Genomic DNA, 16,104 nt, shown 5'->3' with positions numbered 1-16,104 from the left:
GTTCGCTTTACACTGTCGCCGACATTCCGGCGGGTACGACGGCCTGCGCGACGCCGATGCCGCCCCGACCGCGGGCGATGTCCCTGCTCGGCGCCATCGACCCGGCAATAATGGCTAAGCAATATGGGTAGGAGTTAACTTGGCTTCGAAGTTTCAAAACAGATTAGTGGGGACCGTCATCCTGGTCGCCCTGGTTGTCATTTTTCTGCCGGATCTGATGGACGGCCACAAGCTGGAGCAGAAGGACGAGGCGTTTGCCAAGATCCCGCTGCGCCCGGAACTGGAGCCGGCCAAGCCGGCGCTGCAGGTCTCGGCGGCCACTACCCTGCCGGCCGAGCACGTGGCCAGCCAGCAGCAGGCCGCCGCGGCCGAGCAGTGGCAGGTGGAGGAGATCGGGGGGGCTGTAACCCTGGCCGCCAATCAGCCGTCAGCCGCCCAGGCGCAGCAGCCGGTGACTCAGCCCAAGCCGCAGCCCAAACCCGAGGTGATCGCCAAGAAACCGGTCGAGCCGCCCAAGCCCAAGCCGGTACCGCCCAAGCCGGTCGAGGTGAAGAAGCCGGTGGAGACCAAGTCGCAGGTCGGCCAGATCAAGTCGATGGATGATCTCATCGCGAGCAAGATGGTGCAGCAGCCCACGACCCCGGCGCCCGCCGCGGCCGCGCCTGCCCAGGGCAGCTGGATCCTGCAACTCGGCGCCTTCAAGAACGTGGACAGCGTCAATGCGCTGGTGAGCAAGCTGCGGGCGGCGGGCTATTCGGCCCACACCTCGCCGAGAACGCCGGTGCAGGGGCAGCTCAACCGGGTCTTCATCGGGCCGGACGTCTCCAAGGCCAAGCTGCAGGGCATGCAAAGCAAGATAGGTCAGATGACCGGGCTCAGCGGCTCTGTGGTGGCGTACAACCCCTGATGCGGGTCTGACGAACGCCGAACAAAAAAATACCGCGCCTCGGCGCGGTATTTTTTTAGAACCTGTTCATGGTCTCACAGCGGGAGGTTGGGCCGGTTTTTAGATGCATTTCACCGGCTTGGGCAGGCCCGCTATCTTGGTGGCCTGCTTGGCGGGCCCCTCCGGGAACAGCTTGTAGAGGTAGCGGCTGTTACCCTTCTCGGGGCCGTACTGCTTCTCCATCGCCTTGACCAGGGCGCGGATGGCGGGGGAGGTGTTGAACTCCAGATAAAACGCCCGCACGAAGCGCACCACTTCCCAGTGCGGCTCCTCCAGCACTATGCCTTCCTGCTCGGCCAGCACCAGCGCCAGCGCCTCGCTCCAGTCCTCGATATGACGCAGATAGCCCTTGGCATCGGTCTCTATGATGTGGCCATTGAATTCCAGCACGTGCGTTTCGGGCGGCTGCTCAGACATAAGGGGCTCCTCGGGGGCTATCAGGATTGGGCGGGCATGGTAGCGCCTTGATCCCAACTGAGCAACCGGCGGCGGTTATTCAGCCGCCGGCGCTGTCTTGGTGCTGATCAGGTCATTGTCCCTGCCGGGTGCGCAGTTGGCCATCCATATGGACCAGGATCAGCCTCTTATCCGCCGGCACTGTCGTGACGCTGACTAGGTCATTGTCCTTGCTGGGTGAGCAGCTGGCCATCGTTGGCCAGCATCAGCAGCTCATCCGCCAGCTGGCTGATGTGATTGAGCTGCTGGGTCAGCATCAGCTGCTCCTCGCTGCTGTCCGGGGCGATGAGCGGGCACTGTCCCTCGAGCTGGGCCGGCACCTCGCCGGCCAGATGACCAGCGGCCCGCTCCAGGGTATGGCTGATGTGGCGGCTGATCTCGTCGAGCTCGGGGATGGGCTCTAGCTTGTCGCGATGGGCCCCCAGCGCCGAGATGTAGGAGAGCAGGGCGTGGTTGCGCCAGGTGAGGGTGAAACAGAGTTCGAGGAAGCGGCGGCGCTTGCTCGGCTCCACCAGCATGCTCTGCCAGGCCATGGCCAGCTCGCTGTCGGCGAGGTGGGCGCACTTGCGGGCCACCCGGTAGTCGAGGGACTCATCCCGCTGGCGGTGCAGGCTGGCGAGCACCGCCGAGAGATAGCGGGCGTTGGCCGAGAGGGAGTTGGCGATCAGCGTCGGCAGCCGCTTGTATTGCCAGTCCGGCCACAGCCAGGCCACCAGCGCGTAGGAGAGCAGGCAGCCGAGGAAGGTATCGAGCAGGCGCGGGCCCAGGATGGCGAAGCCGATGCCATCGAGCAGGTTGAACGCCATCAGCACATAGAGGGTGATGAAGCAGACCGCGGCGCTGTAGTTGCTGCGCACCTGGGTGAAGAACAGGAAGGCGGCCAGCCCCATGATCCCCAGTTGCAGGTGCAGTTGGGGGAAGAGCCAGAGCACGGGCACGCCGATCAGCAGGCCGGCGAAGGTGCCGAGCATGCGTTGCACCAACCGGCGACGGGTGGCGCTGTAGCTGGGCTGGCAGACGAACAGCACGGTCAGCAGGATCCAGTAACCCTTGTCCAGGCTGAATGCCTGCAGTATGCCGTAGCCTATCACCAGCCCGAGGGAGAGGCGCAGGGCGTGGCGAAACACCATGGAGTTCGGGGTGAGGTGCTGCTTGAGCAGAGTCAGCAGCGGCAGCGGCGTCGGCCTTGCCAGGGTGGGCAGGTTGGCTAAGGGCAACGCCGGGTTCTGCAGCTCCTCGGCGCTGGCCAGCAGCTGGTTGATACTGGCCAGGTTGCGGCGCAGGAACTTCATCGGCGTCAGCAGGGTCTTGGGATAGTGCTGCTTGAGGTGGGTGAACTCCAGCTGATCGCCGAGCGCCTCCAGGGTCCAGTGGATGCGCTTGTGGTGGGCATAGGGTTTGTGCACCAGGATGGCGTAGCCGAGCCGCTGGCAGGCCTCGGAGAGCTGCAGGAACACCTCCTGGAAGCCGTCAAGTACGATGCCTTGCTTGAGCTCGGCCTCCAGCTTGCTGTAGGGGTAGTGGCTGGAGGTGGCGCGCTCCTGGATCTCCAGCGCCAGCAGATAGAGCCGCAGCAGGCTCGCGAGCTCGGGCGCCGCCTGATGGCGGGTGCTGAGGCGGGCGTTGAGCGCGGTCTTGGTCAGGTTGAGGGCATTGACCAGGTTTATGTTGAGCTGGGCAAGGTTGTGGCGAATGGCCTGGGCGCCGTGCTCGTCGGCCGGGAAGAAGCGGGACTTCTCCAGCAGGTAGCGGCCGAGAGCGAAGTAGCTCTGGGCGAGCTGCTCGTGCAGCGTCTTGTAGGGCAGCAGCCAGAGCCAGACGAGGGAGACCAGCCCGTACCAGAGCGCGCCGGCGCCGAGCGCCAGCGGTTGGTAGAAGAGATCCGGCGCCTTGGCGGCCCCCAGCATGGTGTAGATGGCGATGAGCAGGGAGCCGAAGCTGATGGTGGCGTAACGCTGGCCCAGCGCCCCCACCATCACGAAGATGAAGGTCGAGCCCGCGAGCCCAAGGGCGAACAGCCAGGGGGTAGGGAAGAGGTACTGCACGCAGAGGGAGGCAAACAGGAAGCAGACCAGCGTCATGGCGAGGTTCTTGACCCGGCCCCACAGACTGTCATCTGTTTCGGCGATGGCCCCCGCCACCACCCCGAGGGAGAGCAGCACTGTCAGCGAGATGTCGCCACTGATCAGCGCGAAGGCGAGCAGACCCACTATGGCCAGCAGCACCTTGAGGGCGAAGTAGATGTGGCTGTCGGTCAGCAGACGGCGCAACAAACTGGAGAAGTCCATGGGCATGCTAGGCACCACCCTTGAGCGAAGTGAAATCGATGTGGCTGTCGGTCAGCAGACGGCGCAACAAACTGGAGAAGTCCATGGGCATGCCAGGCTCACCCTCGAGCGAAGTGAAATCGATGTGGCTGTCGGTCAGCAGGCGTTGCAATAAAAGGCTGGAGAAGTCCATGGGCATGCCAGGCTCACCCTTGAGCGAAGTGAAATCGATGTGGCTGTCGGCTAGTAAACGGCGCAGCAGGCCGGAGAAATCCATGGGCATGGGATAGACGCAACCCTTGAGCGAAACGAAAGCGAAAGCATAACCCGTCGGCAACGAAGTGGCCCTGATTTGGATCAGGGCCACTTAGCTTCATATCCTTGATTTACAACTTATCCTGACAAAAACAGGTGCCAATAAAAACCCCGCCGAAGCGGGGTTGTTCATCAGTTGCGGTTGCCGCCGAGCAGGCTCAGCAGGCTCAGGAAGATGTTGTAGATGGACACATAGAGCGTCACTGTGGCGGAGATGTAGTTGGTCTCGCCGCCGCGGATGATCTGCTGGGTGGTCAGCAGGATGGCGCCAGAGGAGAACAGCATGAACATGGCGGACAGGGCCAGGCTCAGGGCGCTCATCTGCAGGAAGATGTTGGCGACCATGGCCACCAGCAGCACCCAGAAACCGACGAACAGCATGCCGCCGATGAAGGAGAGGTCACGCTTGGTGGTCAGGGCATAGGCCGACAGCCCGAAGAAGGTCAGCGCGGTGCCGCCGAGTGCGGTCATCACTATCTCGCCACCACCATTATTCATATACATGTTGATGATGGGGCCCAGGCTATAGCCGAGCAGGCCGGTCAGGGCGAAGGTGAACACCAGCCCCATGCCGTTTTCGCGGTTCTTCTGGGTCAGGAACATCAGACCATAGACACCGATCAGGAACACGGCCCAGTGCAGGGGCGGCATGTTCATCACGGTGGCAACCCCGGCCACCACGGCAGAGAAGCCAAGAGTGAGGGAGAGCAGCATATAGGTGTTGCGCAGCACCTTGTTGGTGTCACGCGCGGCACTCTGGGTGCCAGTGTAGATAGAACGGGTATCCATCTTGGTGTCCTCTTGATTTCCGGGTTGAGGCGGCAGATTCCGCTTCGTTAACGCATTGTATGCACTGAATGTGTGGATGACGAGCGCTGATTTCAAGCGGCCCCCCAGCCTGTTGCGCCCTACTATCCCAGAGTAAATATGTATTGCATATGAACGAGGGCCTGACGTAGTATGCACGCCGTTCGGAGGGGTGGCAGAGCGGCTGAATGCACCGGTCTTGAAAACCGGCGATGGGCGACCATCCGTGGGTTCAAATCCCACCTCCTCCGCCATCTTCAGAGAAATCCCAAGCGATTCGTCGCTTGGGATTTTTTGTGTATATGCATGCTTGGCATGCCACTGATGTATGCCAGTTGGTGTTGGCTGGCAGACTACCCTGCAGCACAGCTTTGGACTAAGGCTATCCTGCCATTGGTTATCCAAATCGGGGAGCACGTCATCGCCATACACCACGCGATAGTCAGTCTCGATCAGCCAGCCCGGTGCATATTATTCCAACAAAGCGTCAGTTATTCTCTATTTCCCCTTCTCCTGTGGACAGCCAACAGATCCATGAGTCTGCCATCGCCAGGCCGTTCTATGCTGCACTCAATATGGTTAATTGATGATGGTGAGACTATATGGCCCCGGCTCAATCCGGCTGAGGGGAGGGGGCCGTAAAAAATAACGGCCACCTCCGACATGTACATTTCATGATGGGTCGTACAGCTGTGTGATAATAAATGAGAGCATCCCCACGTTATGGAAATAGTGAATGTGATAGCGAGATATTTTTCAGGTATCTGAATATTGAGAAATATTTATTATTGAGGTGCCTGTCACACCCGCCAATTCTATTTTACAGAGACCACTGATAACCTCCATACCCCAATTTAAAGAAATAACGATCTGGTGTGATTGGGCCGTAATCCGTGCTGTAAAAGGGGTGTTTTATATGTCGACAATATTGATCCTGGTGGTGGTGGGGCTGGTTGCCTACGCCATGCTCAAGCGATTCAACCCGCAGGCAACTTTGCTGACGGCGGGGCTGGTGCTGCTGGCCTATGCCCAGTGGGCGGGGATCAGCAATATTCTGCCTGCCGAGAACAGCCAGGGATTCTGGTTCTTCGATCTGTGGGAGAAGTTTGCCATGGTGACCAACTCCCGTCTGGCCTCCACCGGTCTGACCTTGGTGGCGATCGCCGGTGTGGCAACTTACCTCAATCAGATTGGTGCCTCTGCCGCCCTGGTCAAGGCCACGTCCAAGCCGATCATGGCACTCAAGAACCCCTATGTGTTGCTGGCCATAATCCTGCTACTGGTCTCCATCCTCTATGTCTTCATCACGGGGGCGACGTCGCTCTCCCTGCTGTTGATGGGCACCCTCTATCCATTGCTGCGTAACGCCGGGATCAGCGCCAAGACGGCGGTGGCAACCATCGTCATTCCCACCGCCTGGGAGTTTGGCCCCGGCCAGATCAATGCGGTGATCGGTGCCAAGGCGATCCATATCGAGGTGATGCCATTTGTGGTGGATCACCAGTTGCTGTTCCAGATTGCGCTGCTGGTGACCATACCGTTCGTCAACATCATGTGGCAGCGTCACTGTGACCGCAAAGAGGGGCACGATGCTGCCGCCGAGCGGGGCAAGTACCTGCACGAGCTGGAGGCAAAACACGAGAACACACCTGGCTACTACGCCCTGCTGCCAGTGATCCCTTTCGTGTTTCTGTTCGGCTTCTCCGAGCTGTTTGTCAGCGCCATCAAGATGACCATCCCGGTGGCCATGATGTCGACCATGACCCTCTGCATCATCATTGAGGCGCTGCGTTACCGCTCTCTGAACAAGGCGTTTGCCAACTTTGAAGCCTGGCTGACCGGTACCGGCATGATATTCGGCAGCGTCTTGACCCTGATGCTGGCGGCCGAGTTCTTCTCTGCCGGTCTCACCAATATCGGCGCCATCACCCAGCTGATCGATCTGGCCAAGTCCTTCGACCTCAACCCCCTCGGGCTGTCGCTGGTATTCTCCCTCTTCATCCTGTTGACCGCTTTCATCACCGGCTCGGGCAATGCCCCCGTGATGGCGTTTATTCCCATAGTGCCGCTGGTATCGGGCCAGTTCGACATCAACCCGCTGCTGCTGCTGGTGCCCATCCTATTTGCCGCTGGGATTGGCCGGACCATCTCGCCGGTTGCCGGGGTGATCATTACCGTCGCCGGCATCGCCAACCTGAGCCCGGTGGATGTGGTGAAACGCACCTTCGTGCCCATGATGGCGAGCATGGCTGTGGTGATGGTGCTGACAGCGATCCGCTATATCTGATTGATAAAATAAATACGCGTGCGCCTGCTTTTTAGCAGGCGTTTTTCAGGGACAGTCCGAATTACATGTTAAAAGGCCAGACTTGGCGTAGGTCAGTTGCTCTCCATCATATCTAAGACGCTCGTTACAAACGGCCACCATGAGACGACCTCCTGCCTGTATCACCACACAGTATCTCTCATCGGCCCCCTCTGTAGAGGTGTGTGCTAATCGGATTTCTCCCTTCGGACAGGTATCATCATTTCATAAACCGTCTAGGGAAGCATAAAGATAGGTGATCGCCCTCTTTAGGTGGACTAGTGCCCCTTATCTCACCCCACAGCTCGAGGTCCCAGCTCGGCCACGCAGTCGCGCCTTTCGACAGTGTCATGCCTTCCGGTAATGGCATCTCCTGTTACTGCTTGAACATGAACCATGGGGTATCGACCCATCTGGTATACGAGGTAGCTCCTCGACAAGCTGTTGGCTGTTGGCTGTTGGCTGTTGGCCGAGGCGCTGATGGCATGAAAAAAACCGGTATGGCAACAAGGGCAAGTGAGATTTCGGCCCGTCTAACAAAGGGCATTTCTTTATTTTTCTTCATACTAAAGTCTCAAATGTTACCGGTGTTTTTGGTGAGATATTTCGTGAATTAAGCTGCGCCTTTAGCATGAATTAATCAAAAAACTGGCCATTATAATTATAGGGTGGCATTTGAACATCTTAATTTCGGCGGCATTAAGGTGGTATTCAGTTTTCCCTATAAAAAACGAGCAATGACCGAGCGGAAAAAATTTTTATACTCTCTAGTCACGATCGAATCTGTCGAGGGATCGTTCCCATAAATGAATATTCCACTGTCGTAGGTTGCCATAGCAGGAAAAAATCCTATTTTTTAGGATGTGGCAGTCATTGATATGGGTAGAAGTCATGTTTAATAGTTTTTGTTCTGCTATTATTATGTTCAACAGGAATTCGCTCCTATGTGAGTTCCGGTTGATGTAGCTTTGCTTCAATTGAGTAGAACCATATTGTTCCTTAATTGATGGTAACCAAGTTTCTATCGGCGAATATTTTAAGTTGTGCCCTCGGGTTCAATTTTGGCGGAGCCTACTCGATAATTATCCGTTTCCAGTGTGCGTCTGCAATCTACATGGGAATCAATCAATATGGGGCGATGGTACCTTGCCTGTCACAAGACAGGAAAACACAATGCATTCAAAGTTCAGATGTTCCTGACTCGTCTGAATGTGGAAGTATTTATCCCCCAGATCTGTTGTCGTCAGCCAAGATCGGATCGTCCTGGCCATTTCAGATCGGTTTTGGAGCCATTGTTTCCAGGCTATCTATTTGTTCATTTTGATCCTGAAGTGCACCACACTTCAAAAATTGCTGCTTGTCCTGGCATGAGCCACCTTGTTAGGTTTGGCGGAATGGTAAGCCCTCTGCATGAAGTAGTGGTCGATGAAATAATGCAACTGATGCTGACTGTAAATCCTAATGGTGCCCTGCCAGCGAGTACTGAAATGAGCCGTGAGAATCAGGTTAAACAAAATCTTCTTCTCACCGAATCACAGCGTCAGCAAATACAGCGGGTCGTTGAGGAAAAGGATGGGATGGCACGCAGTGCCCTGCTCTATGCATTGGCAGAGGCAATTCAAAGCTAATTTCAAACTTGCTTGTTGCCTATTTTTGATGCCTTCTATTATGACTGTTTAAGCTTTAATTAATAAAGCTGTAATAAATGAAGGGTAAAATAAGGTGTGGGGTGTGTCATGAAGAAGTCTGACATAAAAAAAGAGCGAGTATACCAAGCATTATTATCACTCTGTCCGACGATGGCGGGGAGTCTACCAGATTATAATGACTGGCCCAAGACACGAGAAATTGCAGACGCATGCGACAAGACCATTTATTCTGCACGCTTGTACTTATTGGCACTTGCAGATGAAGGCAGAATTTTTTGCTCGTATCAAAATGTTAACAACTCCCTGCGCTGGTATCCACGCCTGCGTGAGGTTCATGGAGCAATCATACCCACCGACATTGACAAGTATGGGCTATCGATAACGGCAGGTTGAGTTATAAATCCATTAGTCTTTAATATTAGTATGTCTACCTTGCATCGGTAAAACGCTGGGCGTCGCTAGCAATTTACAAAATATATTAATGAGTAGACTTGTAATTAAATTAAATAGCATTAACATTCATTAGCTTTAGTTATTTTATTATAATAATGTAAACCATCAGGGACGTGAACTATCAGGGCAGCTCGTGTCAGGATTATTTAATATCGAGATTATACATTGGCAATGCATGCATTCTAATGTGCACTTGTTTATTTGAAATAACCTTTATTTTCTTGTCATACATTAAGGTTCAGAACGCAAAGTTCGTTCAGAAACCCTGGAGTAGATAAGTTATATATTTATTGTTTACACATTCATTTGAGGTTTAAAAGTTTTTATGAAAAAGTCCCTGTTAGCCGTAGCCGTTGTTCTGTCCTCTGGTATCAGTCTGAATGCGTTCGCTATCGAAGCGCCGACTGTTGTTACCGGTGGCACCGTTTATTTCAACGGTGAAGTCGTGAATGCGGCATGTGCGGTGAGCTCTGATTCCATGGATCAAACCGTCTATCTGGATCAGGTACGTACTGCAGCGTTCAACTCAACCTCGGATGCACCTGCGAACCAACCGGAAAGCTTCGAGATCAAACTGGTTGACTGTGATTCTACCGTGCAGGCCACTGCCGCGGTGTCGTTCAGCGGTACGACCGTGGGCAGCAAGACCTCGGTGCTGGCCAACACAGCGGGCGCAGGCGCTGCCCAGGGTGTGGGCTTGATGCTGATGGGACCGGATGGTGCAGTACTGGAGCTCAACACCGGGCTCCCATCAAGCAGCGTGTCGGTCATGGATGGCACTACCATCATCCCCTTGACGGTCGATTATATCTCCACCAGTACAGTGGTGACGCCGGGTCCCGTCAGCAGCGTGGCCAACTTCAACGTGCATTACGAATAAATAGAGCGGCAGGTAACTTAGAGTGAAAGGGTGACTCGCCAAGCGAGTCACCCTTTATGACAATGTTCCAAATTTATATGGTATGGGGCCCTGATGTCCCGTGTCAGCAGTGTATGAATTTTATTCCCCGTTATCACTTCCGCCTCCAACCTCGATATTTCTCGTCAGTCAGGGCACGCCCCAGCGGTGCAGTCTGACCAGATGCGCCTGTCTGAGATGGTACAGCCTTGCTGCAAATGCAACGTGAAAGATCATTGCCACCCACAGTGGAGTGAGCACAAGGTGAGCCGGTACCGGGGACTCGCGTGAGCGAGGCAAAAATCCCTTTTGATGGTCTGGGTCCAATACCTCATAGGGACATCATCCTGTTATCGGTCATTGCGAAGAGGTCAGTCGGTGCGAAGAGTATTGCAGGGGACGTTGTCGTCCATTCTTGGAGTGACGATGTCGCTCGGTGCCGCAGCAGATGAGGGCAGGAAAGTACGTACTGCCGGTGATATCAACCTTGAAGGTCGCGTCGTTTATTCATCCTGCGCCGTTGGTGCCCCTGAAGTTGCCCAACCGATATCGTGGCAGGAGGGGCGAGCCATGTCAGCAGAGTGGACGGATGCGAAGCTGTTTGATATTCGGCTGAGTGAATGTATCTCCTCGGTCAGTCAGCATGTGACGGCCAGTTTTATTAGCGTCGAGGAGAATGAGGGTTCGCGTTTCGTTGTCAGCCCGAGCGAGGACGAAGACGAAGCCTGGGATTGGTCCGATGGTCGTGTGGTCATCCGGGTTGCCAATGCACCGACACTCTTTCATTCAGTGAATGGCCCCGTCTTCCGCTTCCAATCCAAATTCAAGTTTTTGGTGCCCATGTCCAGTGAGTCACCCATCAGTGTTCCTATTTATTTTTTAGTCGCCTATCCCTGAGAGGTATTTATGATAGCGCACAAAAGCATCTATTCACTATTTGTAGGGGCTGCCCTTTTCTTTATTACTACAACCGTGCATGCGGGCGGGGTAGTGCTGGGTGCCACGCGCGTGATTTATCCTCAGGGTAATAAACAGGTGTCACTGGCGGTGACCAACACCGATGAGAAGGCCATCTTTTTGATCCAATCCTGGGTCGCGGATAGTGAGGGGAAGAAAATCAATGATTTTGTGATAACGCCACCTCTTTTCAAATTGATGCCAAAGAAAGAGAATACCCTCAGAATTATTTATGTGGGGACTGATGCTCTGCCACATGATCGTGAAAGAGTGTATTACCTCAACACCAAAGCCATTCCATCTGTGCCTGAAGAGGCTCAAAGCAGCAACACCCTGCAGATTGCTACTCAGAGTGTCATCAAATTATTCATGCGCCCTCAGGGATTATCAATGTCTGCGGCAGAAGCACCCACGGCCCTGCGGTGCAACATTGAAGGTGGCATGCTAAAGGTTCGCAATCTGTCGCCCTATTTTGTCACCATGGTTAATTTGAAGATAGGCGAGAGCAAAGTAGCGAACATGATGGTGCCACCACAAGAAATGAAGAGCGTCAATGTCGGTAACCTGACTGGTAATGTGGTGTTTCAATCAATCAATGATTACGGTGCTCAAACCAAACCGTCCATTTGCCATAAATAACGATGGATGGAACTCATGTCGTATTCGAAGTCACTGGCCGTATTGTTGGTGGGGTGGGGCGTAATATCTGATGTTCAGGCTGACGTCCAGTTTAACCCCGCATTTTTATCCGGCGATCCATCCTCTGTGGCGGATCTTGCAGCATTTGAAAATAATGATCAGTTACCGGGGAGCTATCGGATCGATATATTTTTGAACGGCCAGTTTGTTGATACCAGGGACGTGGTCTTCGTTGCCAGTACATCGGAGAAGGATGGTGATGGCTTGAGCCCCATGCTCTCTGTCGCTGAACTGATTGCCCTGGGGGTCGATGCACAGGCGCTGGCTGAATCTCAGCCAGTCATGGCAGATGGCTCTGCCGAGCCCGTCGATATTCGGACCCTGATCCCGGGGGCCGATTTTGTATTCTACTTCGAGCGTTTGCGGCTCGATCTGAGTATTCCACAGGCTGCCATGACGCGGCGCGTGCAGGGCGAGGTCTCAGAAGATCTTTGGGATGAGGGTATCAACGCGCTGATGTTGAACTATATGTTCAGTGGTAGTAACAGTATCGGTAAGGAGGATATCGGCGATGATTATTTCATCTCGCTTAATACCGGTCTCAATATGGGGGCATGGCGCTTCAGGAATTATTCTACCTGGAACAAGGGGGATGAGACCAACGAGTTGCAGAGTGTGAGCAATTATCTCGCTCGGGCTATTATTCCATTGAAAAGTGATCTTGTGATTGGTGACAGCAGCACCAACTCAGATATATTTGACAGTGTTGCTTTTCGTGGTGTCCAGTTGGCCTCCGATGAACAAATGTACCCCAGCAGCTTGCAGGGCTATGCACCAACGGTGCGCGGTATTGCCAAGAGCAATGCCAGCGTGACCGTCAAGCAAAATGGTTTTGTCATTTATCAGACCCATGTCCCACCGGGTCCATTTCTTATTGAGGATCTGTTTGCTACCTCGACCAACGGTGACCTTGATGTTGAAGTAAAGGAGAACGATGGCAGCACCAGCCATTATGTAGTGCCTTTTGCATCCATCCCGAATTTACTCCGCGAAGGCCGGGTGAAATATGATGTTACCGTAGGGAAATTCCGTTCTGGCAGCGATGCGCAGGAAGAGCCTGAATTCATTCAGGGTTCGCTTGCCATGGGGGTCCAGGAAACGGTAACGCTCTTTGGTGGCACACAACTGTCTTCAGACTATCAATCCTTTGCGGTGGGTATTGGTAAAAACATGGGAGACTTCGGCGCTATCTCGGCCGAGTTATCTTATGCAAAAACTGTATTGCCGGATGACAGTGAGACAGACGGGCAATCAGTTAGCCTGCTCTATGCAAAGTCATTGGTAAATTTTGGCACAGACCTGCAGTTATTGGGTGCCCACTATTCGACACAGGGATATTACACCTTCGCTGATAGTACCTATAAATCCATGTCTGGCTCTCTTGAAGAAGACGACAACGGCTCGGATGGTTCTGACCTTGATGATGAGGCGGCAGGCCGCTATGACCTTCATTATGCCAAGCGTGGCAGAGTGGAAGGCAGCATATCCCAGCAAATTGGTGATGCTGAATCGCTCTATCTGAGCGCGCGAGTGCAGAACTATTGGGAAACCGATGAAGCGGATAAATATCTGCAACTTGGCTACTCCGGTGTCTGGAGTGACGTCACATATTCGATCGCATACAGCCATAACCAGAGTGCCTTTGAGGTGGAGGAGGACAAGGTCATCTCGCTGAACCTCTCCTTCCCCATAGGGAGATGGTTGGCGACGGCTGATGATTACTCCTCTGCCTATGCGGACTACGGTGTCAGTTACGATGCCAATGGTCAGGTCACGAATAGGGTGGGGCTGAGCGGGACTGCGTTGGAAAATAAGAATCTGAATTACAGTGTGCAGCAGGGGTACACCAACCAGGGTGTGGGTGCCAATGGCACTGCGAATATTCAGTACCAAGGCTCCAAGGGCAATATTGAGCTCGGCTATAACTATAGTGAAGATAATCAACAGATTACCTATGGAGGGGCGGGAGGTTTGGTGGTGCACGCGGACGGCGTGACGTTCAGCCAACCCTTGGGTAACACCAATATTCTGGTGGCAGCCCCAGGAGCCGAGGGTGCCGAGATTGAAAACACCATAGGCACGCTCACCGACTCTGATGGCTATGCCGTCATCCCTTATGCGACCAGCTACCGTTTGAACCGTGTCGCGCTGGATGTGAATTCATTGCAAGCAGATGTGGATGTGGATGAGGCTGTAGCGCTCGTGGTGCCGACCAATGGTGCGCTAGTGCGCGCCGAACTCGAAACCAAGACGGGGGGGAGAGGGCTGTTCACGCTGACATTCAATGGCAAATTTGTTCCCTTTGGGGCCAGTGTGGTCAGTGAAAATGAGGGCGTATCGGGCATTGTGAGCGAGGATGGCCTCGTCTACCTGTCCGGACTGGCCAATGAAGGCGCGTTGGCTATCCAGTGGGGTGACGGCCAGGATCAGCGTTGTGCGGCCAATTACCAACTGCCAGAGCCAGCGACGCAGGAGCCCATCACCCGCTTAGCCATCGAGTGCCGTTAGGATAAATATATTATTATCAGCAATTCATTTAGTTGCTGGTTATCTGTTCCTGTCTTTTAAATGCAAAGGTGTGGGTGATGAATGCTGTGCTTTATTTTTCAGCCGACCGAAATATTCTAATTGATATTGATGGTAAGTATGCTTTCACTAGAGTAATTCGGGTGGCAATCACTGGCAGTTTATGGTGCTCTCTTGTTTTGAGCGTGTTTCATTCGTCAGATATTGTGGCCAAGACTTATTTAGGGCCGCCCAGCAGCCAGATAAATATCTCTGTACCGGAAGGAAACAATGAACCCTATTTGGTGGCGAATGCGGGATTGACAGCCTCCAATGTCTGCCACCCAAGTGCTCCCACAGTCAAAGATAGAGAGGGTAGTTTTTTCAGCTATACCGCAGCCACGGCTCATACCGTCGTATTTAATGGAAAAGTGCATACGCTCATGTCAACTGGTAATCCCTATTTTGGGGTCATAGTCCCGACCAGGGATACCTCAGCGCCAGATAGTGATGCCGTGCCCCTGGCCTGGGCGCCGACGACCTGGTATCCGACTCCCAACTCCACGCGCGAACCAGGCACAGATGCCATTGATGCAAGATTTCGCTATGTGCTCTATGCCATGCCTGGCGAGCTGCCCGCAGGCAGTCATATGATTCCGCAAATGGAGGCGTTTTTGGGCGTTGATTGCCGAGATAGTGAAGGGAAGACATATCAAGATCGCGTCGGGCAGAGGGCCTTCACGGTCAATGTCACCGCTCGGGGTTGTGATGTGACTTCTCCTGCGAATACCTATATCGACTTCGGCGAGTTGAGTACCAGCGATTTTTCGGCGGTGGGCAGCACCACCAGTACCATTTCCAGCATGATCAACTTGCAGTGTGATCCCAATGTCGAGATTAACGTCACCCTCTCGGATCAGACCGACCCGAGCAATAGAACCGATATAGTCGGTTTGACTGCTGCCAGTACGGCCCGTGGGCTGGGCGTTCAAGTCGTGAACCCAGGGGCAGGCAAGTCTTATTGGTTGGGGCCCGATGACGCCAGCAATCATGGTATCAATCAAGTTTTATTGGGCTTGAGTGGCGCCAATGGTGGCGCATTCAACTTCCCCCTCGGTTTTCGGTTTGTCCGGACCGGGGAGATGACGGCCGGTACAGCGACTGCCCTCGTGGGTGTCACTATGTCCTATCAGTGAGGCGGGGATGATGAAAAGCAGAATAACCACGACTATCGGTCTCGTCCTTTGCGGTGCCGCCTTCTTCGCAGGGGCGGCAGACGTCACGGTGGAGGTGCGTGCCACCCTGGTTCAACCCGGCTGCGTCATCAACAACAATGCGGCAGAAATCGTTGACTTCGGGACCTTCCCGTCCAACAGCATCCGGCTGGGCGCCCCCCCCTCCCAGCCCGGATTGATCCAGACGGTCTCTATGCCCATCGCCTGTGTGGACATGGGCACGCCGGTGACGCTGCGGGTGAACGCGGTGGCCTCGGCGGATAACCCTTTGCTCATCGAGACCGGCAAGCCTGGCCTGGGGGTGGCGCTCTCGACCCAGAGTGATGTGGCCGACAGTGCCTACTGGATCGTGCCCAATACCGGCACCTTGTCGGTGCCCTTGCAGGACGGATATGGAACAGTGCTCTTCTATGCGGCACCCATCGGCACCGGACAGTTGCCAGAGCCTGGCACTTTCACCGCCCAGGCCGTCCTGAATGTGGAATACCCATAAGCCGCTCGGTGGCTGCCTCGATCCGGCCAGAGAATGACTCTGGTCATGCCGCGCCCTCTAGCGGCATCTGCTTGACCCCATGCCTGCTCTGGCGCCCACAGCTCACCCTGCTCGATATC

14 protein-coding genes and 1 tRNA gene are annotated in these 16,104 nt (G+C 54.6%); 11 read left to right on the top strand and 4 right to left on the bottom strand.

All coding sequences use genetic code 11. The features are described from left to right. Positions 1-139: 139 nt before the first annotated feature. Positions 140-907 (top strand): cell division protein DedD, encoded by a 768-nt coding sequence (gene dedD / locus KW825_RS10365; RefSeq protein WP_218329149.1) that lies wholly within the window; start codon positions 140-142, stop codon positions 905-907. A 99-nt stretch (positions 908-1,006) separates the two neighbouring features. On the opposite strand, the gene KW825_RS10360 is transcribed toward dedD, so the two are convergent. From KW825_RS10360 to KW825_RS10345, 4 genes are all read right to left on the bottom strand, one after another. After that, positions 1,007-1,363 (bottom strand): TusE/DsrC/DsvC family sulfur relay protein, encoded by a 357-nt coding sequence (locus KW825_RS10360; RefSeq protein ID WP_218329148.1) that lies wholly within the window; start codon positions 1,361-1,363, stop codon positions 1,007-1,009. A gap of 200 nt (positions 1,364-1,563) precedes the next feature. Then, a complete protein-coding gene (yccS, locus tag KW825_RS10355) occupies positions 1,564-3,696 on the bottom strand; it encodes a YccS family putative transporter (RefSeq protein WP_218329147.1) in 2,133 nt (710 codons plus the stop codon). A gap of 1 nt (position 3,697) precedes the next feature. Further along, the gene (locus KW825_RS10350; RefSeq protein ID WP_218329146.1) at positions 3,698-3,952 is read right to left on the bottom strand and encodes a hypothetical protein; all 255 of its coding nucleotides are present in this window, start codon (positions 3,950-3,952) and stop codon (positions 3,698-3,700) included. Positions 3,953-4,116: 164 nt separating this feature from the next. Beyond that, the gene (locus tag KW825_RS10345) at positions 4,117-4,773 is read right to left on the bottom strand and encodes a Bax inhibitor-1/YccA family protein (RefSeq protein ID WP_042652487.1); all 657 of its coding nucleotides are present in this window, start codon (positions 4,771-4,773) and stop codon (positions 4,117-4,119) included. A 184-nt stretch (positions 4,774-4,957) separates the two neighbouring features. Between KW825_RS10345 and KW825_RS10340 the strand changes: the two genes are divergently transcribed. From KW825_RS10340 to KW825_RS10295, 10 genes are all read left to right on the top strand, one after another. Next, positions 4,958-5,045: transfer RNA gene (locus KW825_RS10340), tRNA-Ser, on the top strand. A 662-nt stretch (positions 5,046-5,707) separates the two neighbouring features. Next, positions 5,708-7,078, top strand: coding sequence for a C4-dicarboxylate transporter DcuC (gene dcuC, locus KW825_RS10335; RefSeq protein ID WP_218329145.1), 1,371 nt, complete (start codon positions 5,708-5,710; stop codon positions 7,076-7,078). 1,148 nt (positions 7,079-8,226) lie between these two features. Beyond that, positions 8,227-8,724 carry a transcription termination/antitermination NusG family protein gene (locus tag KW825_RS10330; RefSeq protein ID WP_218329144.1) on the top strand — a complete coding sequence of 166 codons (498 nt, stop codon included), beginning with the start codon at positions 8,227-8,229 and terminating at the stop codon, positions 8,722-8,724. Positions 8,725-8,832: 108 nt separating this feature from the next. Beyond that, positions 8,833-9,138: a FaeA/PapI family transcriptional regulator gene (locus KW825_RS10325; RefSeq protein ID WP_218329143.1), complete on the top strand. Its 306-nt coding sequence runs from the start codon at positions 8,833-8,835 to the stop codon at positions 9,136-9,138. Between the two features lie 385 nt (positions 9,139-9,523). Beyond that, the gene (locus tag KW825_RS10320) at positions 9,524-10,078 is read left to right on the top strand and encodes a fimbrial protein (protein ID WP_218329142.1); all 555 of its coding nucleotides are present in this window, start codon (positions 9,524-9,526) and stop codon (positions 10,076-10,078) included. A 444-nt stretch (positions 10,079-10,522) separates the two neighbouring features. Beyond that, the gene (locus KW825_RS10315) at positions 10,523-10,993 is read left to right on the top strand and encodes a hypothetical protein (protein WP_218329141.1); all 471 of its coding nucleotides are present in this window, start codon (positions 10,523-10,525) and stop codon (positions 10,991-10,993) included. A 9-nt stretch (positions 10,994-11,002) separates the two neighbouring features. Beyond that, positions 11,003-11,692, top strand: coding sequence for a fimbria/pilus periplasmic chaperone (locus KW825_RS10310; RefSeq protein ID WP_218329140.1), 690 nt, complete (start codon positions 11,003-11,005; stop codon positions 11,690-11,692). A 15-nt stretch (positions 11,693-11,707) separates the two neighbouring features. Then, complete coding sequence (locus KW825_RS10305) at positions 11,708-14,260, top strand: fimbrial biogenesis usher protein (protein WP_218329139.1); 2,553 nt, start codon at positions 11,708-11,710, stop codon at positions 14,258-14,260. Positions 14,261-14,337: 77 nt separating this feature from the next. Further along, the gene (locus KW825_RS10300; protein ID WP_218329138.1) at positions 14,338-15,453 is read left to right on the top strand and encodes a fimbrial protein; all 1,116 of its coding nucleotides are present in this window, start codon (positions 14,338-14,340) and stop codon (positions 15,451-15,453) included. A 10-nt stretch (positions 15,454-15,463) separates the two neighbouring features. After that, positions 15,464-15,985, top strand: a complete 522-nt coding sequence (locus KW825_RS10295; protein ID WP_218329137.1) for a fimbrial protein — start codon at positions 15,464-15,466, stop codon at positions 15,983-15,985. Positions 15,986-16,104: the final 119 nt, after the last annotated feature.

This window comes from Aeromonas sp. sif2433, from assembly GCF_019218705.1.
GTDB classification, from domain to species: domain Bacteria; phylum Pseudomonadota; class Gammaproteobacteria; order Enterobacterales; family Aeromonadaceae; genus Aeromonas; species Aeromonas encheleia.
This window is presented reverse-complemented; position numbering and strand designations above follow the sequence as displayed.

What these genes read in the sequence shown, in the direction of transcription:
- KW825_RS10300 (WP_218329138.1), top strand. Translation starts at nt 14,338, where the DNA reads ATGAATGCTGTGCTTTATTTTTCAGCCGACCGAAATATTCTAATTGAT.
- KW825_RS10320 (WP_218329142.1), top strand. Translation starts at nt 9,524, where the DNA reads ATGAAAAAGTCCCTGTTAGCCGTAGCCGTTGTTCTGTCCTCTGGTATC.
- KW825_RS10330 (WP_218329144.1), top strand. Translation starts at nt 8,227, where the DNA reads ATGGGGCGATGGTACCTTGCCTGTCACAAGACAGGAAAACACAATGCA.
- KW825_RS10305 (WP_218329139.1), top strand. Translation starts at nt 11,708, where the DNA reads ATGTCGTATTCGAAGTCACTGGCCGTATTGTTGGTGGGGTGGGGCGTA.
- dcuC (WP_218329145.1), top strand. Translation starts at nt 5,708, where the DNA reads ATGTCGACAATATTGATCCTGGTGGTGGTGGGGCTGGTTGCCTACGCC.
- yccS (WP_218329147.1), bottom strand. Translation starts at nt 3,696, where the DNA reads ATGCCCATGGACTTCTCCAGTTTGTTGCGCCGTCTGCTGACCGACAGC.
- KW825_RS10345 (WP_042652487.1), bottom strand. Translation starts at nt 4,773, where the DNA reads ATGGATACCCGTTCTATCTACACTGGCACCCAGAGTGCCGCGCGTGAC.
- KW825_RS10350 (WP_218329146.1), bottom strand. Translation starts at nt 3,952, where the DNA reads ATGCCCATGGATTTCTCCGGCCTGCTGCGCCGTTTACTAGCCGACAGC.
- KW825_RS10295 (WP_218329137.1), top strand. Translation starts at nt 15,464, where the DNA reads ATGAAAAGCAGAATAACCACGACTATCGGTCTCGTCCTTTGCGGTGCC.
- KW825_RS10315 (WP_218329141.1), top strand. Translation starts at nt 10,523, where the DNA reads ATGTCGCTCGGTGCCGCAGCAGATGAGGGCAGGAAAGTACGTACTGCC.
- KW825_RS10325 (WP_218329143.1), top strand. Translation starts at nt 8,833, where the DNA reads ATGAAGAAGTCTGACATAAAAAAAGAGCGAGTATACCAAGCATTATTA.
- KW825_RS10360 (WP_218329148.1), bottom strand. Translation starts at nt 1,363, where the DNA reads ATGTCTGAGCAGCCGCCCGAAACGCACGTGCTGGAATTCAATGGCCAC.
- KW825_RS10310 (WP_218329140.1), top strand. Translation starts at nt 11,003, where the DNA reads ATGATAGCGCACAAAAGCATCTATTCACTATTTGTAGGGGCTGCCCTT.